General features: G+C 36.0%; 22 protein-coding genes. 4 read left to right on the top strand and 18 right to left on the bottom strand.

The genetic code is table 11. The features are described from left to right. Window positions 1-119: 119 nt before the first annotated feature. Entirely contained in the window at window positions 120-596 is a 477-nt protein-coding gene (locus tag EKM68_RS10960) for a GNAT family N-acetyltransferase (protein WP_125590702.1), read from the bottom strand. Window positions 597-721: 125 nt separating this feature from the next. Between EKM68_RS10960 and EKM68_RS10955 the strand changes: the two genes are divergently transcribed. Beyond that, entirely contained in the window at window positions 722-1,006 is a 285-nt protein-coding gene (locus EKM68_RS10955; RefSeq protein ID WP_125590700.1) for a hypothetical protein, read from the top strand. A gap of 254 nt (window positions 1,007-1,260) precedes the next feature. After that, window positions 1,261-2,853, top strand: a complete 1,593-nt coding sequence (locus EKM68_RS10950) for an L-lactate permease (RefSeq protein ID WP_125590698.1) — start codon at window positions 1,261-1,263, stop codon at window positions 2,851-2,853. Between the two features lie 36 nt (window positions 2,854-2,889). On the opposite strand, the gene EKM68_RS10945 is transcribed toward EKM68_RS10950, so the two are convergent. The 7 genes from EKM68_RS10945 to tyrS form a co-directional block, all read right to left on the bottom strand. Beyond that, window positions 2,890-3,915: a quinone-dependent dihydroorotate dehydrogenase gene (locus tag EKM68_RS10945; protein ID WP_125590696.1), complete on the bottom strand. Its 1,026-nt coding sequence runs from the start codon at window positions 3,913-3,915 to the stop codon at window positions 2,890-2,892. Next, window positions 3,915-4,544, bottom strand: a complete 630-nt coding sequence (gene pyrE, locus EKM68_RS10940) for an orotate phosphoribosyltransferase (RefSeq protein ID WP_164509426.1) — start codon at window positions 4,542-4,544, stop codon at window positions 3,915-3,917. The genes EKM68_RS10945 and pyrE overlap by 1 nt, the downstream gene beginning before the upstream one ends. A gap of 8 nt (window positions 4,545-4,552) precedes the next feature. Beyond that, entirely contained in the window at window positions 4,553-5,245 is a 693-nt protein-coding gene (pyrF, locus tag EKM68_RS10935) for an orotidine-5'-phosphate decarboxylase (RefSeq protein ID WP_125590691.1), read from the bottom strand. 27 nt (window positions 5,246-5,272) lie between these two features. Further along, window positions 5,273-6,547 carry a dihydroorotase gene (locus EKM68_RS10930; RefSeq protein WP_125590689.1) on the bottom strand — a complete coding sequence of 425 codons (1,275 nt, stop codon included), beginning with the start codon at window positions 6,545-6,547 and terminating at the stop codon, window positions 5,273-5,275. Continuing rightward, window positions 6,504-7,445 carry an aspartate carbamoyltransferase catalytic subunit gene (locus EKM68_RS10925; protein WP_125590687.1) on the bottom strand — a complete coding sequence of 314 codons (942 nt, stop codon included), beginning with the start codon at window positions 7,443-7,445 and terminating at the stop codon, window positions 6,504-6,506. The genes EKM68_RS10930 and EKM68_RS10925 overlap by 44 nt, the downstream gene beginning before the upstream one ends. 308 nt (window positions 7,446-7,753) lie before the next feature. Then, window positions 7,754-9,184 carry a Na+/H+ antiporter NhaC family protein gene (locus EKM68_RS10920; RefSeq protein WP_125590685.1) on the bottom strand — a complete coding sequence of 477 codons (1,431 nt, stop codon included), beginning with the start codon at window positions 9,182-9,184 and terminating at the stop codon, window positions 7,754-7,756. A gap of 23 nt (window positions 9,185-9,207) precedes the next feature. Then, the gene (tyrS, locus tag EKM68_RS10915; protein ID WP_125590683.1) at window positions 9,208-10,452 is read right to left on the bottom strand and encodes a tyrosine--tRNA ligase; all 1,245 of its coding nucleotides are present in this window, start codon (window positions 10,450-10,452) and stop codon (window positions 9,208-9,210) included. A 358-nt stretch (window positions 10,453-10,810) separates the two neighbouring features. Between tyrS and EKM68_RS10910 the strand changes: the two genes are divergently transcribed. After that, on the top strand, window positions 10,811-11,569 hold the full coding sequence (locus EKM68_RS10910) for a nucleoside phosphorylase (RefSeq protein WP_125590681.1): 759 nt from the start codon (window positions 10,811-10,813) through the stop codon (window positions 11,567-11,569). 79 nt (window positions 11,570-11,648) lie between these two features. Here the strand turns inward: EKM68_RS10910 and yihA are convergent, their stop codons facing one another. From yihA to rpsO, 7 genes are all read right to left on the bottom strand, one after another. After that, on the bottom strand, window positions 11,649-12,230 hold the full coding sequence (yihA, locus tag EKM68_RS10905) for a ribosome biogenesis GTP-binding protein YihA/YsxC (protein ID WP_125590679.1): 582 nt from the start codon (window positions 12,228-12,230) through the stop codon (window positions 11,649-11,651). Window positions 12,231-12,284: 54 nt separating this feature from the next. Continuing rightward, on the bottom strand, window positions 12,285-13,532 hold the full coding sequence (gene clpX, locus EKM68_RS10900; protein ID WP_125590678.1) for an ATP-dependent Clp protease ATP-binding subunit ClpX: 1,248 nt from the start codon (window positions 13,530-13,532) through the stop codon (window positions 12,285-12,287). A 174-nt stretch (window positions 13,533-13,706) separates the two neighbouring features. Continuing rightward, on the bottom strand, window positions 13,707-14,993 hold the full coding sequence (gene tig, locus EKM68_RS10895) for a trigger factor (protein ID WP_125590676.1): 1,287 nt from the start codon (window positions 14,991-14,993) through the stop codon (window positions 13,707-13,709). A 218-nt stretch (window positions 14,994-15,211) separates the two neighbouring features. Next, window positions 15,212-16,402: an elongation factor Tu gene (gene tuf, locus EKM68_RS10890; protein WP_125590674.1), complete on the bottom strand. Its 1,191-nt coding sequence runs from the start codon at window positions 16,400-16,402 to the stop codon at window positions 15,212-15,214. A gap of 206 nt (window positions 16,403-16,608) precedes the next feature. Further along, a complete protein-coding gene (locus tag EKM68_RS10885; protein ID WP_125590672.1) occupies window positions 16,609-17,559 on the bottom strand; it encodes a tetratricopeptide repeat protein in 951 nt (316 codons plus the stop codon). Between the two features lie 40 nt (window positions 17,560-17,599). Continuing rightward, a complete protein-coding gene (locus EKM68_RS10880) occupies window positions 17,600-19,297 on the bottom strand; it encodes a ribonuclease J (protein ID WP_125590670.1) in 1,698 nt (565 codons plus the stop codon). A gap of 186 nt (window positions 19,298-19,483) precedes the next feature. After that, window positions 19,484-19,753 carry a 30S ribosomal protein S15 gene (rpsO, locus tag EKM68_RS10875; protein WP_125590668.1) on the bottom strand — a complete coding sequence of 90 codons (270 nt, stop codon included), beginning with the start codon at window positions 19,751-19,753 and terminating at the stop codon, window positions 19,484-19,486. 217 nt (window positions 19,754-19,970) lie between these two features. On the opposite strand from rpsO, the gene rpsT reads away from it, so the two are divergent. Beyond that, window positions 19,971-20,219 (top strand): 30S ribosomal protein S20, encoded by a 249-nt coding sequence (gene rpsT, locus EKM68_RS10870; RefSeq protein WP_125590666.1) that lies wholly within the window; start codon window positions 19,971-19,973, stop codon window positions 20,217-20,219. Between the two features lie 104 nt (window positions 20,220-20,323). Here the strand turns inward: rpsT and holA are convergent, their stop codons facing one another. The 3 genes from holA to EKM68_RS10855 are packed head-to-tail and all read right to left on the bottom strand — an operon-like array spanning window position 20,324 to window position 24,207. After that, a complete protein-coding gene (gene holA / locus EKM68_RS10865) occupies window positions 20,324-21,337 on the bottom strand; it encodes a DNA polymerase III subunit delta (RefSeq protein ID WP_125590664.1) in 1,014 nt (337 codons plus the stop codon). Further along, window positions 21,312-23,567: a DNA internalization-related competence protein ComEC/Rec2 gene (locus tag EKM68_RS10860; RefSeq protein ID WP_125590662.1), complete on the bottom strand. Its 2,256-nt coding sequence runs from the start codon at window positions 23,565-23,567 to the stop codon at window positions 21,312-21,314. The genes holA and EKM68_RS10860 overlap by 26 nt, the downstream gene beginning before the upstream one ends. 4 nt (window positions 23,568-23,571) lie before the next feature. After that, complete coding sequence (locus tag EKM68_RS10855; RefSeq protein WP_125590660.1) at window positions 23,572-24,207, bottom strand: helix-hairpin-helix domain-containing protein; 636 nt, start codon at window positions 24,205-24,207, stop codon at window positions 23,572-23,574. Between the last annotated feature and the right edge of the window lie 111 nt (window positions 24,208-24,318).

The following is a 24,318-nucleotide window of genomic DNA, read 5'->3' as shown; positions in this document are numbered from 1 at the left end:
ACAGGGGTACGTAAAAGAACATTCTCCGTTTAAATACAAAAAATCCTGTATTTACATAGTAAATACAAGATTTTTTTACGTTATATTCAAAAACTAAACGTGTTTTATTACGTTGCTATTTATTTTAACTTCATAGTCAAACGAACCATATCTCTTAGAACAAAACCATCAAACGTCAAATACTTCTCAACAACTTTCCTCGGATAATTATTAGTAAAGAAATCTTTATCTATCCAGCTCATTCTGAAACCAACCTTTTGATACACATGCAATTGCTGATAAGAATTGCTTCCAGTACCAATCTCTAATGTATTGTAATCGGCCGATTTAGCACTTGCTATCATTTTTTCAAGAATCATAGTTCCAATTCCCAAATTCTGTTGTTCTGGCGCAACAGCAATATTGACGATTTCTAATGTTTCGGGACGCGTTGGTAACATCGCAACAATCCCAACTAACTTGTCCAAATTCAACACCTCAAAAACTGTTGAACGTTTGATATAACTATCAACTATTTCTTTCGATGGATCAGCGTCCAGCAATAATTTGTAGTCATCTTCACTGATTTCCTCAACCTGTCTATACTCTAGATTCATTTCAAACTCTCCCCAAAAAATGTGGTTAAATAAAAAACTAGAAAAAACATTACTCATATCTATTAAACTACTCTATCATAGTAAATGCATAGAAATATAGAAAACGCTTTATGGAGGGGAACTATATGAAAGAATTCATGAACTTTTTTGACTGGTATACTAATTATTTCATTGAAATAAAAACAGCTTCTGAGAATTTGATCGATCCAAGAGAGATTAAAGGTATTGATAAACTTGGTAAGGTATCAACCAATGGCAATAATGATGCTTGGCATCTCAAATCTAAAATGGATGAAGAAGATTTAAATCGTCACTTATCTGAGATTCTTAAGTCTGAAACTAATATCGACCCTGAAACTGAAATGACACTGACCAAAGGTATAGACGGCGGTCCAATGCAAATGCTATAACAATATTTACTGAAACATTGGGAATATATCAATGTTTTCACGATAATAATAATGTGTTAATATTAAGCATCGCAATTATTTTTATACGTTATTTAGAGCCTCAAAGTACTTCTCCCCAACTCAATTGCTAGGAAGATTTATTTTGAGACTTTTTTTTCAAAATGGCATATGTAGCTGGTACGTTGTACAATATGACACGTTCAGAGAATCATCTACTACGTTTAATCACAATTTAATAACTCGGGGGATTTACTATGATACTTGTTGCACTTTCAGCCGTAATCTTGCCCATGGTTCTTTTGGGAGTACTTAATTTACCGGCAACTAAAGGGATGTCGATCAGCGCTATTGTCGTCATGATATTGGGTGCTACCTTTTGGAAAATGGATACAAAAATTTTGGTCGCTTCAATTTTCCAAGCAATCCATAAGTCGCTCCCCATTATCTGGATTTTATTTGGAGCACTGGTAATGCTTAAGACTCTAGAACACACTGGGGCTATTACTAGAATTAATATTGGCTTCGAAAAGTTGTCATCTGATATGCGTGTTCAAACTATTTTGATTGCATATTTGTTTGGAGGATTAATTGAGGGTGTTTCCGGATTTGGAACTCCCGCAATGGTCACTGCCCCACTTATGATTGCCTTGGGATTTTCGCCAATGGCATCAGTGACTTTAGCGTTAGTAGCCGATTCGACTCCGGCTGCCTTCGGTGCTGTGGGAACACCATTAACGGTTGGTTTAAGTAACGTTAATGACGCTCCATCATTTTTAAATACTGTAGGACAAAGTTTAACTCGAATCGACTTGTTTGCTGGTTCATTAATGCCTACAATATTAATATTCTTATTGATATTTTTATTCAGTTCTAACAAGCAGAATCGATTTAAAAACTGGCTAGAATTTGTACCATGGACATTATTATTAGGAATCTTATACAGTGTCACTGCTCTTTTATCCGCTGCTTTTGTTGGCTACGAATTTGTATCAATTCTTGCTCCATTTGTAACAATCATTATCGCTATTGTTTCGATTAGGTTTAAGCTTTTAATACCAAAATCTAGTTTTGCAACGCCATGGACTATGAAACAAAAAAGCGACACGGCAGAAGAAACTTCTGACATGTCACTGATCAAAGCTTGGTCTCCATATATTATCGTCGTGGTTATGTTATTGCTATCACGAGTCATTGAACCACTAAAAGTTTTCCTAACGACTTTCTTAAACCTTTCCTGGAAAAACATCTTCGGTTTCAAAGGTTTAAACTCCGATTGGGAATTCTTATACTCACCAGGTACCTTGTTAACAATTGCCGTAATCCTGGGATTATTGATTCAAGTGAGATCAATCAAAAGCTTTGTCCCAACTGGAATCAAGGTTATCAAATCAATGAAATCTACCGCTATCGCCTTGATTGTGACTTTGGTCATGGTTCAAGTTTTTACGAATTCCAATTACAACAGTGCTGATCTTGAAAGCATGCCGATGTATATCGCTAACTTCATATCGAAATACTTCTCAGCAGGTTGGATCTTCATTGCACCATTCCTTGGTGCATTGGGCTCATTTGTAACCGGTAGTACCACAGTATCAACGTTGACCTTTGGACAGATCCAGTCAGATATTGCTAGTAACGCGCATATCTCACAACAAGTTGTCTTATCGGCCCAATTAATCGGTGCAGCTGCTGGTAATATGATTTGTGTTCATAATATTGTGGCCGTAAGTTCACTTGTGGGGTTGAACGGTCAAGAGGGAAATATCTTACGTAAGACATTAGCTCCAGCATTTCTTTATTGCTTATTAGTCGGAATCGTCGGATTTATCTTCATCTTGATATTCTAAAAAAAATAAGAGTCTGCGGAATTATTCCGCAAACTCTTATTTCATTTCAGCAATCATTTGTTTCTCAGATAAGTAACGATTGATTCGCTCAATCATAGTTGGACCATTATAAATGAAACCTGTATACACTTCCACCAACGTTGCTCCAGCTTCCAATGCCATTTCAGCATCTTCAGGCGTAAATACACCGCCAGAATAAATAATTGGTGTCTCAGGAAATTCACTGTGAATCAACTTAGTCATGGCAATCGATGTTTCAAAGATTGGTTTACCACTTAAACCACCATTTTCCTTTTTGTTCACGGACTGTAGTTTTTCACGTTTCATCCCACTTGTATTGGTCAGAATAACTCCATCTAATAATCCCTCTACTGCATGCAATGTCGAAATCAATTCATCGTTATCAATATCATTGCCGAACTTACAAAAGACCGGCTCGTCAATTTCTAATTCTTTAATTCCCGTCAATAACTCCGTGAGTAAGCCAATTTGTTGTAAAGTTGCTACTCCCTTTTGATTAGGACAACTGATATTGAGAGCAATATAGTCCGCATCTTCATGGATATTTTTGACACTCTCTATCATTTCTGCGACCTTACCAGCATCGTTCAAGCCATGTCCTGGAGCAATACTCAAACCAATTTTTACGCCATCAGCTGGGTGTGCTTCTAATCGTGCTTTAGTTGTTTCAATACCATCATTATTCAATCCCATTCGATTAATAATGGCTTGATCCTCCGTTAAGCGAAAAACACGTTTTTTCTTATTACCTGTTTGTGGTTTTTTAGTTACACTACCAACTTCAACGAATCCAGCACCCAAGGCACCGAGACTGTTGTAGAATTCAGCTTTCTTATCAAAACCAGCCGCAATTCCAATCGGTGAATCAAAGGTCAAATTCTTAATCTTGACTTGCAAGTTAGGACGATTCTTCGTATAAAACATCTTCCGAAGAACACTAGGATTATCATTGAATATTTTCAATCCTTCACCAACTAAATGATGGTCAACTTCAGGATCAACTTTGAAAATAAGAGGTCGCACACATTTATATAGATCCATTATTTGCCCCAACTTTCTGGTTCTTTGTACCATTGCTTTAGTAGTTCCATATCTTCTACTTCAACATAATTTTGTTCTTGTGCTACTTCGATCATTGTTGGGTAGTTGGTCAAGGTAACTAGTTTTGTATCAGCATCCGCAAAATTCTTAGTACTTTCTGGCAAATTATAAGAGAAGATAGCTGCAGTACCGATTACTTCAGCACCAGCTTCACGAACAGCGTGAACCGCCTTAAGGATACTACCTCCAGTTGAGATCAAATCATCGATCAGGACAACCTTGTCACCCTTTTTGCAGCGTCCTTCAATTTGTCCTTTTTTCCCATGGTCTTTGGGCTGTGCACGAACATAGTTCAGTGGAAGATTTAAAATATTTGCTACTCCAGTTGAATGAGGAATTCCAGCTGTGGCAACCCCACTGATAACTTCTACTTCAGGATAGTTTTCTTTGATTAGATCAGCTAAGTCTTTGGCAATTTGTTGGCGGAATTTTGGATAAGCAATCGTCAAACGATTATCAGTATAAATTGGTGCATGAATACCGCTTGCCCAAACAAAGGGACTCTTGGGATTCAGTGTCACCGCCTTAATATCTAATAACTCGCTCGCAATATTCTTTGATACTTCAATTTTATCCATTATTTATTCCACTCCTTACAAATATTTTGATACGCAACATAACCGTCAGGTGCTTGAGTAATTGGACGTCCAACGACGATTCCGTCACTTCCAAGAACTCTAGCTTTAGCAGGTGTCGCTACACGTTTTTGATCTCCAACTTGAGATGACTTTGGTCTGATACCTGGAGTAATACATAAGAAATCTTCGCCAGTTGCTTCCTTAATAAGTGGTACTTCTAGAGCCGACGAAATGACCCCATCTGCACCATTATCATAAGCTAATTTTGCCAGATGTGTGACATAATCTTGAGATTGTAATGGAACCTGCAATTCATTGGCTAATTCCACTTGTCCTAATGATGTCAATTGAGTGACAGCTAATAATTTGGTATCAGTGCCATCCAGTCCTTCTTTAGCTGCTGCAATCATTTCTGCACCACCAGATGCGTGAACCGTTAGCATTTGAACATCCCATTTAGCGATCATTTCGCAAGTTCTACGAACGGTATTAGGAATATCATGCAACTTTAGATCCAAGAAAATATTATATCCACGATTTCTCAGGCTTCTAACAAATGGATAACCAAACTGACAAAACATTTCTAAGCCGATCTTCACAAAAAGATTCTCATCCTTTGGAAACTGGCTCAAAAACTCAATACACTCAAAATCATCCGCAAAATCTAATGCAATTATTACTGGCTTCTTCATTACTACCTAGTACCTCCTCAAGTATTCTTACTCTGAATAAACTTCCTCACCATTCACAAATGTCTTCTTAATCTTACCAAAACAATTCCAATCATTACCAACAAAGGGCGTATTAACCCCTTTAGATAGGAAGTCTTCTTTTTCAAAATGATATTCTTCATTTAAATCAATTATAGTAAAATCAGCCAACTTCTCAAGTTGGATTTTACCAGCATCCAGTCCAAAAATCTCGGCTGGTTTGGTAGACATAATATCCAACAGACGTTCCAAACTCATCATGCTACTTTTGACAAATAACTTATACATCAATGGGAATGACGTCTCAATACCAGTTATTCCAAAAGCACTCTTCAGGAACCCCTTATTCTTCTCATCAACTGCGTGTGGTGCATGATCAGTTGCTATCATATCAATCGTTCCGTCAAGTACTCCAGCTATCAATGCCTCTCGGTCTGACTCACATCGCAATGGTGGGTTCATCTTGTAGTTAGCATTATCACCGACAATATCCTGATCACTCAATAATAAATGATGCGGTGTTACTTCACAGGTTACATTGATTCCCGCATCCTTAGCGATTCGTATTAAATTAACACTGTCAGCCGTTGAAATATGGCAGACATGATAGTGAACGCCTGCTTCCTTCGCCAATAGGAGATCTCTAGCTAATTGTGATGTTTCCGCCACTCGTTCAATTGCTGGTAAACCTAATTTGATTGCTGTGTTACCTGCATTGATAACGCCTTTATTAAATAAATTTTGATCTTCAACATGGGCTGCCAAATGACTATCCAATTGCGCTATTCTTTGCATTGCGTCAAACATTGTTTTTGCATTATTGATTCCATGGCCATCGTTTGAGAAAGCAAATGCGCCAACGGCGGCAAGATCTTCAAGTGGGCTCAACTGATCAGATGTTTCTTCTAGTGTTATCGGTGCATATTGTAATGTATTTATCTTGGACTGCTTATTTAATTCCATTTGTTGTTTGAATTTTTCAACACTGTCAGGTACTGGAATAACATTTGGCATTGCACCAACTGTCGTAAAACCACCATGTGCTGCAGCAGCGCTACCGGTCATGATTGTTTCCTTATGAACCTGTCCTGGTTCTCTAAAATGGACATGGACATCGACTAGACCTGGAGCAACTAAGTTATGTTGTGCATCAATCACTTCAGCATTATCAAAATTTATTTCAGTTGAAATTTTTTTGAATTTACCATTCTCAATTAGAACATCTCGATCAACTAACTTTTTATCGTAGTACAGCTTGGCGTTCTTGATTAGTTTTACTGTCAATTTTTGCTCCTTCGAGTACTGCTTCAATCATTGCCATTCTCATGTAAACCCCATTTGTCATTTGCGGGAAGATATATGACTTGTCGCATTCAACCACATCGTCCGCAATTTCCACTCCACGATTTACTGGAGCCGGATGCATGATCATTGCATCTGGTTTCATCATTTCAACTCGGCGCATGTTCAAACCGTATGTATTGAAATAGTCTTCTTTAGAAAAGCTTTGATTTTCTTCTGAGCTTAATCTTTCATGTTGAACTCTGAGCAACATGACAACATCCATTTCTTGGCACAATTCATCAACACTCATGTGAGAACCGATACCTTGGAATTCATCTGTATACCATGAATCCAAACCACCGAAGCTTACTTCAGCTCCTAGTCGTGTCAAAATCTCAGCATTTGAATGTGCAACACGTGAGTGACTCAAGTCACCGATAATTCCGACTTTGAGTCCATCAAAATGACCATAGTGTTCATAAATTGTCATTAAATCTAATAGTGATTGTGAAGGGTGTTGACCAGTTCCGTCACCACCGTTGATGATGTGAATATTTACGTTATTATTAATAAGTTCTTCATAATATTTGTCTTGTGGGTGACGAATCACGGCCACACTGGCACCGATACTTTCAACAGTTTTAACTGTGTCATAGAGGCTCTCACCTTTGGTTGTAGAAGAAGTTGAAGCTTCAAAAGCAATTTCCTTCATACCTAATTTCATTTCAGCTACTTGGAAACTCGATTTTGTTCTAGTACTGTTCTCAAAGAATAAGTTCATGGCAAACTTATCTTGACCGATTTCTGACTTCTTACCATTCTTGAAATCGATTGCGGTATCGATCAATCCGTATACGTCTTCGTTTGTTAGATCTGACATTGAAAGTATGTGCTTCATTGCTTTTTCCTCCAAATTAAAAGGGACACTGTCAGATTCAGTGTCCCAAAGTTAGAGTTTACTCGTATAACCTTTGGGATCTCACTGGATCCGATTAAAAGTTGTCTTCTTTTATTTTTCATAATTTTTATTACGAAAACTGTATGTAACCTTTCAGGCCTCACAGGACTTGCTTAAAAGTTTTCGTTGGAAATACTATATGTTAATTTCAAATAATCGTCAAGAAGGAATTTAATTAACAACTGACAAAAAACGACTTTCAAACTGTTATATCAGTCATGAAAGTCGTTTTATTTTATTTTTTATAATTAATTATTAGTATTCAACGCTGGTTTTTTAAAAGAAAATTTCTTTTCGCCAGCCTCTGTATCCTTCATGTAACTCTTACCAAACACAAACGAGAAGATAACGGTCAACAATGGATTCAGCCATACGTAGAATGCAAATGGAATAAATGCAAATGGACTTACACCTAGAATACCAGAGATGAAGATTCCACTAACACCCCAAGGAACCAACGCATTGATATCAGCTCCGCCACTAGCTAGAACACGTGACAAGTATTGTGGTTTAATACCTAACTTCTTGAAGTTATCACGGAAAGTAGTTCCGGGAAGAATAATAGAAATGTATTGCTCACCAACCAAGAAATTAACACCGATTGCACTAAGCATTGAAGCACTGACCAACTTACCAGGTGTGTTAACTCTACTGCTCAACTTACCAATCAAGTTCTCAACCACACCAAGTTTTAGTAATACACCACCAAGTGTTAAGGCAACTAGAATAAGTGAAATACTATCCAGCATACTGGAAACACCACCACCACTGACAATAGCATTGATTTGTTTGTCAGATGAGTTAAGCTTGAAACCTTGCATAATAACTGTGCTGATAGTTTTGAATGATGTGTGATTAATGAACATATCCATGATAATAGCTGTCAGTGAACCACTCAACAATGTTGGGATAGCAGGTACTTGCATGATGGCACAACCGATCAAAACGATGATTGGTAACAACATCCAAGGAGATACGAAGAAGTTAGCTTGTAGTGCACCAACAATGTGGTGAACGGAGCTCATGTCAACTTGACCATTACTGTGGCCGATGAATAAAAAGATAATTGCAGTTATTGCGGCAGAGATCAATGCCGTATGAGAAATTGTTCTGATATGACTGAAGACGTTTTTGACACCAGCGATACCAGTAGATAAATTAGTTGTTCCGGATAATGGTGACATATTGTTACCAAACAATGATCCAGAAACAATCGAACCCGCTACTAGAACTGCATCGATACCCATAACGTGTCCAATGCCCATGAAAACAATTCCCAAAGTTGAAATAGTAGTGAATGAACTACCAACAATAACACCAACTAAGCAACAACTTACAAAAACTGTAAACAAGAAGAAATGTGGATTGAGAATTTCTAATCCGTAAACCATAATTGTCGGAATAACACCTGAAATTAACCATGATGCTACTAAAACCCCAATCATAACGAAGATGATCATCGGAATGATACCAGGTTTTACGCCATCAATGATTCCTTCTTGTAACTCTGTCCAACTGAATCCACGAAACTTTCCGTAAAATAGCAACAATGTAAATGTTAGCAGAATGGGAACTTGTGGTGTCATGCCGAAGCCGATCATCATTGTTCCTAGAATTCCAAACATTACTACCATAACAATTAAACTTTCTAATGTGCTTAGTCTTTTTTCTTTTTTCATATTATTCATCGCCCTAATTAATTTTATTTAATTTTGGCTAGGAAGTACTTCTTCTTACCACGACGGATGACGATGTATTTACCATCAAATGAATCCTTAGGATCAATCATTGTTGTTGTTTCAGTTAATTTTTCCCCATTGATTCTGATTGCACCGTTTTGAATATCTTCACGTGCTTGACGTTTTGATTTGTCAACATTAGCGGCAATCAATAAGTCTACCAAATTGATTTGATCTGCTGGAATCTCTTCACTTGGTACACCACTGAAGGCCTGTGCGACTTCATCCGTTGTTAGAGCTTGAATTTCGCCTGAGAAGAGAACTTCAGTAATTTTTTCTGCTGTTTTGAGTGCTTCTTCTCCGTGAACGAATTTAGTAACTTCTTCCGCCAAAGTTCTTTGTGCTTCACGTTTTTCAGGTGCTGTTTTAACTTTTTCTGCTAAAGCTGCGATTTCATCTTGAGTTAAGAATGTAAATTTCTTAAGAAGGTTAATTACGTCTTTGTCATCTTGGTTGAACCAGAATTGATAGAACTCATATGGGGATGTCTTTTCAGCATCGAGCCATACAGCACCACCAGCAGTTTTACCAAATTTTGTACCATCAGCTTTTAGTAACAATGGAATTGTCAAAGCATAAACTTTGGCTTCTTGCCCTTCAGCCTTATGGATCAAGTCCAATCCGGCTGTAAGATTCCCCCATTGATCACCACCACCAACTTGTAGTTGAACATTGTGCTTGCGATAAAGTGTTAAGAAATCTAGTGATTGTAAAATTTGGTAAGTAAATTCTGTGAAGGAAATACCTGCTTCCAAACGACTTGAAATAATTTCCTTACCTAACATTGTGTTAACATTGAATAATTTTCCGTAATCACGTAAGAAATCAAGGATTCCGATTGGTTCTGTCCAATCATAGTTGTTAACCATAGTGAAATCTGTGAAAATTCTCTTAGCTTGATTACTTAGAGCCTCAACGTTGTGGTTAACTTGGTCCATTGTTTGCATTGGACGTTCAGCCTTTTTACCACTTGGATCACCGATTGAACCAGTAGCTCCACCAATAACGATATAAGGATGGTGGCCCATGTCACCAAATCGTTTCAATGTCATAAATGGTAATAAGTGACCGATGTGCATTGAGTCTCCTGTTGGATCCATTCCGCAATAAAGGGAAATGTCTTTCTCGTCGACTAACTTTCTTAAGCCCTCCTCATCGGATTGTTGGTTGATCAAACCACGCCATGAAAGTTCATCAATAATGTTCATCTAAATATCCTCCTATTATTTTGCCCGAGTTGCTGGGAATAAAAAAAGCGCCCCTGCAGTATATGCAGGGACGCTAATTGCGCGGTACCACCCAAATTCAGATAAATAAATTATCTGCTCTTTACTCCTGTAACGTCGGACACGAAATTTCAACTTGGTATTTTATCAAGTTACCCTGCATGACTCGCACCAACCGTCAATTCTCTTAACACTCAGGTAATTGATTACTTCTTGTGAAGCTGAAATTTAATTTATGTAAGTTATACTAACAGACACTCAAAATAATGCAAGTGTTTTTCATTAAAAAAATTTAATTGATGTATAATATTTTTAATTTACTTATTGAGAAGGCGCATTTATGTTATTAGAAAACTTCGACCACCAAAAAGACGAAATAATTCAAGCAACTCAAATTTTTGAACCAATCGACGATTTTCCTGATACAATTATTGCTCCGTTTTTTGGTGACTTATTTAGAAAATTTGTTCAGGATAACAATTTAGAAAAAATTATTGATTTGGGTACAATAAATGGAAATATGAACGTCTATCGCTATAACTTCAATGGAATCAATTTAGGATTAGTTTTAGCTCCCATTGGTGCACCTTCCTGTGTTGCTCGACTCGAGGAATTGTTAGCACTTGGAGCTAAACATTTTATTACTTTTGGTACTTGTGGAGTGCTGAATAATAATATTGAACGTGGTCAGCTCGTCATACCAACTAATGCCATACGCGATGAAGGAACCTCATACCATTATCAGCCTGCTAGTGATGAAATTTCTTTAAATACTCTTGATATTCAAACCATGGAAAATGCCTTCAACAAACAAACCATTCCGTTTATCGAAGGAAAAACTTGGACGACTGACGCATTTTATCGTGAAACTACAAAAAAATTTACTGAAAGAAAAAATTCCGGTTGCGATTTTGTCGACATGGAAACATCGGCCATAATTGCTTGGAGTAAATTTAGAAAAGTTAGCGCTTATCCATTCTTTACAACCGCAGATAATTTAGACTCAAGCAAGTGGGATCAACGATCCGATTTTGCGACACAAATCCCCGCCGCACTTGAAGCAGCATTTTGTATTGCGAAAGAAATTGATAGAGAGTGAAATAAATCTGAATAATTGATCGATTCAACAATAAAATAACGCCACCTTGAGATAAATACCTCAAAGCGACGTTATTTTACTACATATGAGACTCGATCCAATTCCAAACTTCTTCTTTACCAAATTTAGTTTCAGCGCTGAAAAGTTGCAAATCATCAGTTTGATTTAACTGCATGCTCTTAGTCACCTGACTAATTGTCTTATTCCACTGATTACGCTTAGTTTTGTCCATCTTAGTAGCAACAATCAAAGTCGGAATATGATAATAACTTACAAATTGATACATTGAAATATCATCTTCACTTGGTTCATGACGACCATCAACCAAGATAATTACGCCTTTTAACACATGACGAGTGGTTAAATATTCTTCAATCATTACACCAAACTCTTCACGTTGTTTCTTAGAAACCTTTGCGAATCCATAACCCGGAACATCAACCAAATATAATTGTTCTTCAATATTATAAAAGTTAAGTGTTTGCGTCTTACCCGGTGTACTAGACGTTCTGGCAAAGCTTTTGCGATTTATTAGGGTATTTATCAATGATGACTTACCGACGTTAGAACGGCCTAATAAGGCTATTTCAGGGTAACCTTCATCTGGATACTGTCTTGAACTTACTGCACTCATGTTCATAGATACATTATTTACTTGCATAATTCACCTCAATGTAAGTATTTTATCATAAATAATACAAAAAAAGGCCGCCTACTAGGCAACCTCTCCATCTTTAAGAATCAATTCCGGTTCTTTAACTTTACGAACAGCGTCTTTAGTTACTTTAACACGTTCAACATCCTTACGTCCAGGAATATCAAACATCGTATCAAGCATCGTTTCTTCAACGATTGAACGCAAACCACGAGCACCTGTATTACGTTCGATCGACATCTTAGCAATCTCTCCGAGCGCACCATCAGTAAATTGTAGTTCCACACCATCAAGTGATAATAATTCTTGATATTGCTTAATAAGAGCATTCTTAGGCTTAGTAAGAATATTAACCAAGTCATCCTCAGTAAGTTTTTCCAAAGCTGTAACAATCGGAATACGACCGATGAATTCTGGAATAATACCAAACTTCATCAAATCTTCTGGAATAATTTGTTGCATCAAGCTCTTTTCTTCATCGATACTTTCAGTTTGTTCAGCACCAAAACCAATTGTTTTGTCACCTAAACGGTTTTTGACGATTTGTTCGATACCGTCAAAGGCACCACCGACGATGAACAAAATATTAGTTGTGTCGATTTGAATAAGCTCTTGTTGTGGATGTTTTCTACCACCCTGTGGTGGAACACTAGCAATTGTTCCTTCAAGAATCTTCAAGAGAGCTTGTTGGACACCTTCACCAGACACATCACGAGTAATTGAAACATTTTCACTCTTCTTTGAAATCTTATCAATTTCATCGATATAGACGATCCCATGTTCAGCTTTTTCTACATCAAAATCAGCATTTTGTAATAACTTAAGTAAGATATTTTCAACATCTTCACCAACGTAACCTGCTTCAGTCAATGTAGTAGCATCAGCAATAGCAAATGGCACCTTCAAGATACGAGCTAAAGTTTGAGCTAAGAAAGTCTTACCTGAACCAGTAGGTCCAATCAAGGCAATATTACTCTTTTGAAGTTCGGTATCTCCGTCTTTTGAGTGTTCCATTTTATTAATTCTCTTATAGTGGTTATAAACAGCAACTGAAAGCGCACGTTTAGCGTCAGTTTGTCCGATTACATAATCATCAAGAATTTTTTTAATTTCACCTGGTGTTGGAATATTATCAAGATTTAATGGAGCACTATCTTTTAATTCCTCATCGATAATTTCTTTACATAAATCAATACACTCGTTACAAATATAGACACCTGGTCCAGCAACGATTTTTTTAACTTGATCTTGAGTCTTTCCGCAGAAAGAACAACTGATTGTACCTGTAGTTTCTGTACTATCAAACATATGCATTTTCTCCTTCAATAGTTCCGATACTTTGAAAGTCTAGCATTTAAGTTGTTGCTAGTAAAGTAATTAGTTTATACAGACTAAATACACCAATCTCATCACCTATATAAACCATAACACACCCACAAAAAAAGAGACCTCACGGCCTCTTAACTCATCATTAAATGATAATTACTTTTCTTCAGCTGAATCAACGATCATTTCGATTGCCTTTTTAGCAGCAATATCATGAGCCAACATATCATCTGAAAGTGCATTTCTAACAGCACTTTCTTCCATCTTGTATTCATCAGCTAATGATTTGATTTCACCTTTGATTTCGTCTTCTGAAGGTTTGATACCTTCTTTAGCAACGATTGCTTCGATAACTAAGTCAGTTTTTACACGTTCTGCAGCATCACTAGCAAATTGTTTCTTCAAATCATCTTCGCTTGTACCAGTCATTTGATAGTACAACTTAGGATCGATACCTTGGCGACGTAAGTTAGCCAAATATTGGTTCATTTGGTTGTCAACTTCTGTGTCGATCATAGCTTGTGGTACTTCATCAATCTTGGCATTCTTAACAGCAGCTGAAATTGCCTCTTCTTGGATAGCATCTTCAGCAGATTCTTTCTTTTGATCCTTCAATTCATCATGGATCTTCTTCTTAAGATCTTCAAGTGTGTCAACGTCTTCGTCAACATCTTTAGCAAAGTCATCATCTAACTTAGGTAATTCCTTTGTCTTAACTTCATGAATTGTTGTCTTGAAGATAGCATCCTTACCAGCTAATTCCTTAGCTTGGTAATCTTCTGGAAATGTAACTTTAACGTCAACATCTTCATCAGCACTGTGGCCAACTAATTCGTCTTCAAATCCAGGAATGAATGAGTTTGAACCTAATTCAAGTGAGTAGTTTTGTGCGCTACCACCATCGAATTCTTTGCCGTCAACTGAACCAACATAGTCGATAACAACTGTGTCGCCATTTTCAGCTTTTCCATCTTTAAGAACTAATTCAGCTTGTTGCTTTTGTAGTTCTTCAAGACGTGCATCAACGTCAGTCTTCATAACATTACGTTTTTGCTTCTTAACTTCTAGACCCTTATAGTCACCAAGTTCAACTTCTGGTTTAACAGTGATTGTGGCACTGATAGCCCAAGGTTGATCCTTTTCCATTGAGTCAACAGTAATTTGTGGTTGATCAACTGGTTCTACCTTTGTTTCATCAACAGCTTGTTGATAAGCGATTGGTAATACGTTGTTCAAAGCATCTTCATAAAGTGCTTCTTCACCGTACATACGGTTAAAGATTTGGCGAGGTACGCGACCTTTTCTGAATCCAGGTACGTTCAAGCTCTTCTTTACACGATCAAAAGCAGTATCTAAACCTTTTTTGATTGTATCTTGGTCAATTTCAAATTTTAATTCACCAGTGTTTTTTTCTTTTTTTGTAAATTTAGCCTTAGCAGACATTTTATCCCTCCGGTATATTTCACGATCTCATACTTTGTAATATTACCCTAAAAAGGTGATATTGTAAATATTTGACGCTGATTCTAAGCCTTTTTCAGACATTACTTTAATATTATATGATACTTTTGTTAGTTTTTATATAGATTTTATATAAAAAAAGAGTTGAGACGTATGTCTCAACTCTTTTTAAAGGTTTGTTATCAATTTGATCAAAGAGATTAGTCTAAGATTTCAGTAACAACACCAGCACCAACAGTACGTCCACCTTCACGAACAGTGAATCGTGTACCACTTTCAATGGCAACTGGAGCAATCAAGTCAACTTCAAAAGTTACTTGATCACCAGGCATAACCATTTCAACGCCATCTGGTAATTCGATAACACCAGTAACGTCAGTAGTATGGAAGTAGAATTGAGGACGGTAGTTTGAGAAGAATGGAGTATGACGTCCACCTTCTTCTTTAGACATGATATAAACTTCACCCTTGAACTTAGTGTGAGTTTGGATTGAACCTGGTTGTGCAAGAACTTGTCCACGTTCAACTTGTTCACGGTTAATACCACGAAGAAGTACACCAACGTTGTCTCCGGCTTCACCAAGATCCAATGTCTTACGGAACATTTCTAGACCAGTAACAGTTGACTTGATAACCTCTGGCTTCAAACCAACGATTTCAACTTCATCACCGACTTTAACTTCACCACGGTCGATACGACCAGAAGCAACAGTACCACGTCCAGTGATTGTAAATACATCTTCAACAGGCATCATAAATGGCTTGTCTGTTTCACGTTTAGGTGTTGGGATGTAATCATCAACAACATCAAGTAGTTCTTCAACATGCTTGATTTCTTCTGGGTCACCTTCAAGAGCCTTCAAAGCTGATCCACGAACAACAGGTGTATCATCACCAGGATAATCGTATTCTGAAAGTAATTCACGTACTTCCATCTCAACTAAGTCAACAAGTTCGTCATCATCAACAAGGTCTGTCTTGTTTAGGAATACAACGATGTATTCAACACCAACTTGGCGAGCCAAAAGGATGTGTTCACGAGTTTGTGGCATAGGACCATCAGTTGCAGCAACAACAAGGATGGCACCATCCATTTGTGCAGCACCAGTGATCATGTTCTTAACGTAATCAGCATGTCCTGGAGCATCAATATGTGCATAGTGACGCTTTTCAGTTTCATACTCAACGTGAGCTGTGTTGATAGTAATCCCACGTTCTTTTTCTTCTGGGGCCTTATCAATATCAGCGTAGTCTTCAGCCTTAGCTAAACCTTTATCAGCCAATACTTTAGTGATTGCGGCTGTAAGTGTTGTCTTACCGTGGTCAACGTGACCAATTGTCCCAATATTTACATGGGGCTTTGTTCTCTCATAATGTTCTTTTTCTGCCATTACAAAGAATCCTCCTAAAATTTCATTTCATAAGATTAATCCAAAGAAAATGTTCTTTAGATGGCTCTTTACTGAAAAATTATACTACTTTCAGTGGCGAAAGCAAAGTAATTCAGTATAACTCGCCTACTAAAAATATACTCTTTGGATTATACGGGGCGCAGTTAAAATTGTAAATACTATAAGTGAAAAAATTTAAAATTATTTCACTGTTGAAAGGTATTTATTAAAGAATCGAACCTTTTTATCCATTTTTTAACTTCTGGAAGCTCCGGATCGTCCCCAACTAGAGACTCATCTAGTAAACCATACCGCAAAAGGAATACCCTTGTCCAGAGACTTGGGCTTTTTATAATATCTTCTCCAAATGGATACACCATTGCTGCATACAAGGATAATTCACTGCGCATGTTTTCAAGTTGAACTTCATTTTCACTGTCCACAAGAATTTTTTCTAATTCATCACACATTTCCAAATATACACTCGTTGATAGTATTGGCTTTAGCTTTGAAGGGTTGAATTGTTTGTTTTCACCATAAAATGAAATATCAATATCCTCTTCAATTCCCAATTTAAACAAGTTTTCAACTGTTTCACTTTTCAATAGTGGGTGGAGCAGTGGATTTTCCAATAAATCTTTAGCACTTTTTAAATAACTTTCTATATCAAACTCTCTCAAACTTCTTATTAATTGGATTTGATCTATAACAGGCTGGGTGACAATAGAATTAAGTGATTCTTCAATTCGTTTCATCCGAGGTTTAAAAGAACGGATATGTCTGCTTTCAGATAGTCTTACTCTACCTTCAAATTCAGTTATAAACGATTTTGGTATTGTTGAAAGTGGATTAGTTGAATAGAAATATAACATCTGATTAGCTAACAAATAGTCATTGTTTTCAATCACGATGTCTGTTGCCAAACTAGCGGCTTCAGGATCACTCAAATAATAATTAAAATAATCCAGAATAACAGCTTCAGCTTCGTCAGCCCTTTTGGAATTCAGCAAAGAAGCGGCTAATCCTTGATTTATATTAAACGATTGTCGTAATCCATATGCTTGTGTGTATAAATCTGTTGCATCATCCCAATTACCCTTATCGTAGGCATCTTCAGCCTGATCCAATATACGTCTTAGGTTATTTGAGTCGTCCATTAAAGTACCTCTCTATAATAAAAGATCGACCGAGGTCGACCTAATTTTTGGATTTTCTATGTCTGTTTTGGTTAACTTCCATAATTACCGGTAATATAACTGGGTGACGATTTGTTTGTTCATATAAGAAATGATTTAGCTTATCACGAACGCCTTGTTTCAAATCTGACCAATCAAAGTCTTTACTATTTTGAAGATAATCGACGATAGTATCAACGATAATGTCCGAACTCTCACTTAGTAAATCTCTGCTGGCTCTCATATATACGAATCCACGTGCAGTTATTTTTGGCTTAGCAACAACTTTTTTCTTTTTACGGTCAATAGTTGCTACCGCAATGAAAACTCCGTCCTGAGCTAATAATTCACGATCACGTAAGACGATGCTTCCAATATCTCCGACGCCGATACCATCGATCATGGTATCACCAGCGTCAACGCCCTTACCGAGGTAGAATTGTCCATTTTCGTAATTTAGAACATCACCTTTTTTAGTAAGGAAAATGTTTTGATATGGAATACCTGTTTCGTGAGCAATACGTGCATGCGCATCAAGAAGTCTGTATTCGCCTTGTACTGGCACTACGTTTTCTGGAGTTAGCAAGTTGATCATCAACTGCAAATCCGACTTATTAGCATGACCTGAAGAATGCTTCTCATCACCTAGTGATTTAACTTCAGCGCCTGTACGATAAATTGCATCTCTAGTCTTAGCAAATGTAGTATCCATTGCGTGAGAAGGTGTTGTAGCAATAAACACTAAGTCGCCCTCTTCAATTTGGAACTTAGTCTTAGATGCAGGATTAGCCATCTTTTGTAGTAACTTGATAGGTTCACCCATACGTCCAGTTTCAATAACAACTAATTTGCTTTGATCAATATCTGCTAATTCCTTTGAAGTTACTAACAAATCTTTATTAGCAATTTTAAGGTATCCAAGTTTCATGGCTGTTTTCAAAATCTTTTCAGCATCAGTACCCGATAAATACACGCGGTGGTTAGTTTTATCAGCGGCATCCATTACTTGTTGCATTCTTTGAATATTTGATGCAACTTGGGCAACAATGATGCGACCATTATGATAACTAAAGGTGTCCAAAATATATTCATAAATATCTCGTTCACTAGAGTTTTCATATGGTGACTCGGCGTTAGCTGAATCACTTAATAATGCCAATACCTTTTCACTACCGATTTTGGCTATTCTAGCATAATCAGTCTTGTATGTTGGAACTGCAGCTTGATCAAATTTGAAATCACCAGTATAAACAATCTGGCCTTCAGAAGTCTTAACATCGATTCCTAGTGAACCAGGAATGGAATGAGTTGTTTTGAAGAATGATACAGTTGCTTCTTCAAAATCAATTGCTGTATTTTCGTCAATAACGTGAAAATTATCAAACTTCTTACTTCTATTATCATTTGAACAAACAATTCTTGCTAATTCAATTGTCATTTCTGAACCAAAGACAGGGATATCGTAATCACCAATCAGATATGGTAGTGCACCAATTGCATCCGCATGTCCATGCGATAGGAATATGCCGACAACTTTGTCGATATTCTCTTTGATATAAGTCATGTCTGGAACCACAACATCAATTCCATATAAATCATTATCTGGATATTGTAATCCAATATCTAGAATATAAATTTCGTCGTTAACTTCAACAGCATACATGTTTTTTCCATTTTCACGCACACCACTTAAAACAACGATTTTAATTTTTTTGCTCATTTTTTCATCTCTCATTTCATATAAATAGCATAGATCATAATATTTGAATGTGTGTTTTTAAGTCACTAATTTAAAGTAGACTACTCGAGCTATACCTAGCATTTATTCTATCACACCAACATGCAATAATGAAATTAAGTAAAAAAAATAGGAAGCTCCCAATGGGAACTTCCTAACAGTCAAATATTAACGACGTAGACCAAGTGATTGAATCAAATCACGGTAACGTTGAATATCGTTATCTCTAAGATATTTAAGTAAGTTACGACGGTGACCAATCTTCTTCAACAAACCAACATATGAATGGTGGTCTTTCTTGTTAACTTTCAAGTGATCGTTTAATGAGTTAATATCGTATGTAAGAACAGCAATTTGTACTTCTGGAGAACCTGTGTCTCCTTCTTTACGAGCATATTGCTTGATAATTTCTGTTTTCTTTTCTTTTGAAATAGCCATTTCATTCACCTTTTCCTATAAAATTTAGCCACACTATGCAAGACGTTGGTGAATCGCCTAACAGAGTATGGTTAACACAATTAAATAATTTACTACATTTTCCATTATTTTTCAAGTCCCACAAAAAAAATCAAACTAATTATTGCATTGAAACTATCGATTGGGTATAATTCTATGTATTGAGTTTAAGTTTACTAGGTAATCGGAGGTGACATCTATGCCACAAATTAAATCAGCAATCAAGCGTGTTAAGCAACAAGAAAAGGCTAACCTTCGCAACACTTCACAAAGAAGTGCTATGCGTTCAGCCGTTAAGAACTTTGAAACATCAGCTGCTAACAACGCTGACAACAAGGAAGATATGTTCCGTACAGCAGTTCGTGCAATCGATATGGCCAAATCAAAAGGTCTTATCAAAGCTAACAAGGCTGCCCGTGACAAGTCAAGACTTGCTAAGATGAACTAATTAATCAGTGAATTAATATAAGTAACTTATAGTTACTTATTTTTTTTGCTCAAAATATCCCTTCAATACCGGCTTTTGTCAGTATTGAAGGGATATTTTTGTTTTTATGCGAATTTAGCAATAAAAAGATCAAAAAGTAACTCTTTATCACCCTGTCCCGATTTGATTTGATAATCGAGATTAACTATGGCGTCAAACATTTCAGTCAATTGTGGTATTCCCATATTACGTGATTGCTTCAAAGTCATCTTTACTCGATAGGGATGTACTTTTAAGTTCTTAGCAATTGTGGCTTCGGTCAGTCCCCTACTGCTTAGGACCTTTGTTTGAATCAAAGTACGCAATTGTGACATAATAATTGCTACCAAAAGAATAGGATCTATTTTTTGTAATAAAAATTGATGATATAGTTCCTCTGCTTGATAGACATTTTTACCCAAAATCTGATTCATTAGCTCAAAAACATTATCGTCCAAACTTTGAGGAACTAATTCATTAACGGCAGAAGCATCAATTTCTTTAGATTGCAAAGCATATAATTTTAATTTGTCCATTTGATTGATAATCTGTGAATAATTACCTTGCGTCTTATTGATTAGTAACTCTAGAGCATCATTACTAATTTTATAACCATCAGACTGTAATAATTCTCTAATGGTTTTAACTAACAAGTGGCTTTCCATCTGATTGGCATCAATATTAACTGCTATTTTTTTAAGTTGCTTAACAATCTTCTTACGTGCATCCAATTTGGGGTATGTAGCAAAAACGACCAGAATTGTCGATGGTGTAGGATTTTGAATGTATCTATTGAGCAAATCAACATTCTGATCAACTGAACTTTTTACCTTTTCCGCTGTTAGAAAATATGGTCTCTCAACAAACACTAGTCTTTTTTCACCAAAGAATGGAGCCGAAATTGCTTCGTTAATCATATCGTCTAATGATACTTCCTCTAAATCAAATGTAGAAAAGTTCATGTCTCTCTCTTCTGGTAACAATAAGTTTTTAAATAATTCTTTTATATCTTTAATAAAAACTTCTTCATTTCCAGTTACTAAATAAACATTATCAATTTTATTCTCTTGTAAGTTACGTTTTAATTCTGCTATCTTCAACTACTTCACCCTTTAAAAAAGTTGATATCCCATTTTTATTATCAAATGGAGAATAATACCAAATAATCATACCATAATCAGCCGTATTCATATGAGCAACTCTGTTTTTATTCAATCTTTCAATTGTTTCTTTATTTGGATGTCCATAACGGTTGTTTACTCCGGCAGAAATTAGGGCCAGTTTGGGATTGATTTGTTTAATAAATTCATCACTACTAGATGTTTTGGAACCGTGATGACCAACTTTTAGATAATCCACTTTGAAATTTTGCTGAGAAATTATTTTTTGTTCACCATTAATATCTAAGTCACCGGTAAATAACCACTTACTTCCGTTGATACTTGCAAGCAGAGTAAGCGAATCTCCATTTTCACCAATTGCCTTATTCTGAGGCCACAAAACATTCCACACAATTTTGCCATCTACAAATCGATCACCTGTTTTTAACTTATTAAATCTAATCTGCGGATTAGTCGCAATTAATTCTGAAATCATTTTGTTTTGTTCTAAACCAGTTCCAAAGTTTATTTCGTTAATTGGAAATTTGCTTACTAATGTATTTAGGTTTCCAATGTGATCAACATCTTTGTGCGACAAAAATACTTTGTCGATTCTTCTAATTCCTTGCCGCCTTAAATACGGAATAGTTGAAGTTTCTACTTGGTTCAACTGCTCTCTTTTTTGCCATTGTTTCTTTGGAAAACCAATTTTACCGCCAGTATCAATAAGATAAGTCTTTCTTAACAATGGTGTAGTAATCAAGATACTGTCACCTTGCCCAACATCGATTATCGATACCTTACCATGAAGTGGATATTTATTGAACAAAATACATATTGCTAAGATCAAAGCATAGACTCTGAAATATTTTCTCCCAAATCCCTTATTCTCCGCTATAAACAGACTTAAACCAATCAAAATGAAAACGACTAAAATGGGAATTGTCCCGGTTACAAATAAATAGTTGTTGTTTTTAGCAATCATATTAATAATTGAATATAATTGTTCAAATAGATTATTAAAATAATTCCAAACTGGACTAGTGACTGTGAAGGCTGAAATAATTGTAACTGGTAATATAATATACGTAAAAATCGGAACAAAAATTATATTAGCTAACAAAGTTAACCAACTGATTTGAAACGTTGAATAAATGATTATCGGTAAACTGACAATGTTCATTTTGATAGTGCCCATAATAATATTTGAATTGTATAAGAACAGCAGTGCAAAGGATAATAAAAAACTTAACTGACCACCCATATCCATCATCGAATATGGATTGATCAATAAGCATATTACAGCTGTAATTCCAAATACATCTAGCTTACTAACTGATACATTCAATTTTTGACAGATGATTCCTACGATGGCTAAGATTATTGCCCGCCAAATTCCTGGTTTAGATCCCACTAAAATGGCATACGTTGGAAGTAAAATTAGCATGAAATTATCAACAGATTCTCTAGTTATCTTTAATATTGAACAAATTTTTCTAAAAACAGCTAATAAGATCAAAACATGTAATCCTGACAAACTAAATAGATGAATGATTCCCAATGTGCTCAAATTACTTAGAAAATTTGGTTCCTCATTGTTGTTATATCCTAACAGTAAACTGTCAGCATGAATCCTCAACCATTTTGGTAATTGGGAGAATTTTTGAATCAAATGTATCCGTAAAACATTTATATTATCTTTTAAAGATAACCGTTGTTTCGGAGTAATTTTCTTAATCTCATCAACAAAAAGCCGATATTTTATTTTATGATGTTCCAAATATTTGGCGTAATCAAATTCCCCCGGATTCCTGGGTGGATTAATTTTTTTAACTGATTTGATTTTAATTCTTAAATCACTGATTTTATCAATTCTTTGCCATAACTTTTTTTCATCCTCACTTTTAATTCTATAAAAAAAATTATAATCATGATTATTATTAGTTCCTATGCCGCTTAGCAGATCACCAGAAATTTTTACTTTATCAGGACTTATCATAAGACTATCGATATTATTTGGTTGAGTTGCATCGCTTTTTAATATTTGCGCCTCTACTGCTAATAGCATTCCAATAAAAATCGATACAACGATTATTTTGCCGTTCTTTAATAAGATTATTCTTACTGTCAAAACAAGTAACAGGAGCATCAAAAAATAATTACCTTCAAATACAATGGCAACTGATAGACACCCTACCATAGCTGGGAATATCAATAAATCTTTCATCATATTGTTATACCGTCAGCTGATTACGTAACGATTCTAAAGTTTTATCACCGATTCCAGATACTTTTGTTAGATCCTCTAATTTAGAAAAATTTCCATTTTGAGTACGATAATCAATTATTTTTTCAGCCTTCTTCGGTCCAACACCTGACACCTTTTGAAAATCTTCAACCGTAGCAGTATTTATATTTATCGGCTGCTTATCAGAATTATTGGTCGCGTTACTAGCTACACTAGTATTGCTAGTTTCACCAACTTTAGGAACAATAATTTGCATTGAGTCAGTCACACGCTGTGCTTGATTGATCATTTTTGTATCTGCACCTTCAACAAAACCACCAGCTCTTCCAATTGCCTCTTGTACAATGGCATTTGCTTTTAAACGATAGACCCCTGGAGCCTTAACAGCACCCTGAATGTCTACTACAACCTCATTATTCTTTGGCTTGTTTTTACTAGAATCGCTGCCAGAATTTTTTTGTTCAATATCGCTATTTTGAACTTGATTCTCCACCTTAATTGCCGAAGCTTCGTGTTGATTCGAATTGGAATTAAGCAGATAAAAAATCCCGAATCCCGCCAATCCAACAACTAGTATTAAAAATATTTTATTTTCAGTTATGTAATCAAAAATCTTTTCCATTTTTATCACCTCTTAAAAAATTACGAAAAAAAAGGGTCCTATACTTTCTGGTATTGATGAATAATCAATACCAGTTTTTTTATACTCTTTTAATGCAAAAAAAACATCACT

Source organism: Companilactobacillus jidongensis, from assembly GCF_003946575.1.
Lineage (GTDB): Bacteria > Bacillota > Bacilli > Lactobacillales > Lactobacillaceae > Companilactobacillus > Companilactobacillus jidongensis.
The sequence above is the reverse complement of the archived record's forward strand: the minus strand, read 5'-3'. Positions and strand labels throughout refer to the sequence as shown.

Bases quoted from the DNA above. Each gene is read 5' to 3' on its own strand.
- EKM68_RS10960 (WP_125590702.1), bottom strand. From the start codon at position 596: ATGAATCTAGAGTATAGACAGGTTGAGGAAATCAGTGAAGATGACTAC.
- EKM68_RS10955 (WP_125590700.1), top strand. From the start codon at position 722: ATGAAAGAATTCATGAACTTTTTTGACTGGTATACTAATTATTTCATT.
- EKM68_RS10950 (WP_125590698.1), top strand. From the start codon at position 1,261: ATGATACTTGTTGCACTTTCAGCCGTAATCTTGCCCATGGTTCTTTTG.
- EKM68_RS10945 (WP_125590696.1), bottom strand. From the start codon at position 3,915: ATGGATCTATATAAATGTGTGCGACCTCTTATTTTCAAAGTTGATCCT.
- pyrF (WP_125590691.1), bottom strand. From the start codon at position 5,245: ATGAAGAAGCCAGTAATAATTGCATTAGATTTTGCGGATGATTTTGAG.
- EKM68_RS10925 (WP_125590687.1), bottom strand. From the start codon at position 7,445: ATGAAGCACATACTTTCAATGTCAGATCTAACAAACGAAGACGTATAC.
- EKM68_RS10920 (WP_125590685.1), bottom strand. From the start codon at position 9,184: ATGAAAAAAGAAAAAAGACTAAGCACATTAGAAAGTTTAATTGTTATG.
- tyrS (WP_125590683.1), bottom strand. From the start codon at position 10,452: ATGAACATTATTGATGAACTTTCATGGCGTGGTTTGATCAACCAACAA.
- EKM68_RS10910 (WP_125590681.1), top strand. From the start codon at position 10,811: ATGTTATTAGAAAACTTCGACCACCAAAAAGACGAAATAATTCAAGCA.
- yihA (WP_125590679.1), bottom strand. From the start codon at position 12,230: ATGCAAGTAAATAATGTATCTATGAACATGAGTGCAGTAAGTTCAAGA.
- clpX (WP_125590678.1), bottom strand. From the start codon at position 13,532: ATGTTTGATAGTACAGAAACTACAGGTACAATCAGTTGTTCTTTCTGC.
- tig (WP_125590676.1), bottom strand. From the start codon at position 14,993: ATGTCTGCTAAGGCTAAATTTACAAAAAAAGAAAAAAACACTGGTGAA.
- tuf (WP_125590674.1), bottom strand. From the start codon at position 16,402: ATGGCAGAAAAAGAACATTATGAGAGAACAAAGCCCCATGTAAATATT.
- EKM68_RS10885 (WP_125590672.1), bottom strand. From the start codon at position 17,559: ATGGACGACTCAAATAACCTAAGACGTATATTGGATCAGGCTGAAGAT.
- EKM68_RS10880 (WP_125590670.1), bottom strand. From the start codon at position 19,297: ATGAGCAAAAAAATTAAAATCGTTGTTTTAAGTGGTGTGCGTGAAAAT.
- rpsO (WP_125590668.1), bottom strand. From the start codon at position 19,753: ATGGCTATTTCAAAAGAAAAGAAAACAGAAATTATCAAGCAATATGCT.
- rpsT (WP_125590666.1), top strand. From the start codon at position 19,971: ATGCCACAAATTAAATCAGCAATCAAGCGTGTTAAGCAACAAGAAAAG.
- EKM68_RS10860 (WP_125590662.1), bottom strand. From the start codon at position 23,567: ATGATGAAAGATTTATTGATATTCCCAGCTATGGTAGGGTGTCTATCA.
- EKM68_RS10855 (WP_125590660.1), bottom strand. From the start codon at position 24,207: ATGGAAAAGATTTTTGATTACATAACTGAAAATAAAATATTTTTAATA.